Below are 527 nucleotides of genomic sequence, written 5' to 3' on the forward strand. Positions count from 1 at the left end.
GTTTCCAGCGGCTTCTTCTTCGCCTTCATGATGTTCGGCAGCGTCACATAGCGCGGCTCGTTCAGGCGCAGGTCGGTGGTGACGACTGCTGGCAGTTGAAGCGACAGCGTTTCCGCGCCGCCGTCGACTTCGCGCGCAACGGTTGCACGGCCGTCGGCGATCGTCACCTTCGATGCGAACGTCGCTTGCGGCAGGTTGGCCAATGCGGCCAACATCTGGCCCGTCTGGTTCGAATCGTCGTCGATTGCCTGCTTGCCGAGGATCACCAACTGCGGCTGTTCCTTGTCGACCAGCGCCTTCAGGATCTTCGCGACAGCCAGCGGCTCGACGCTGTCGCTCGACTCAACGAGGATCGCGCGATCCGCGCCGATCGCCAGCGCCGTACGCAGCGTTTCCTGCGCTTGCGCGACACCGACCGACACCGCGATCACTTCGGTCGCCACGCCAGCCTCCTTCAGGCGCACGGCTTCTTCCACCGCAATTTCGTCGAACGGGTTCATCGACATCTTCACGTTCGCGATGTCGAC

The 527-nt window shown here is 63.4% G+C and carries 1 protein-coding gene; it reads right to left on the reverse strand.

Annotated elements, in window-relative coordinates; all coding sequences use genetic code 11:
- Nucleotides 1–527 (reverse strand): electron transfer flavoprotein subunit beta/FixA family protein (locus tag DIE15_RS36715; protein ID WP_148095709.1); only part of this gene is annotated, 527 nt, incomplete at both ends.

It is taken from the genome of Burkholderia sp. Bp9031 (assembly GCF_003857965.1).
In the GTDB taxonomy this organism is placed as follows: Bacteria; Pseudomonadota; Gammaproteobacteria; order Burkholderiales; family Burkholderiaceae; genus Burkholderia; species Burkholderia ambifaria_A.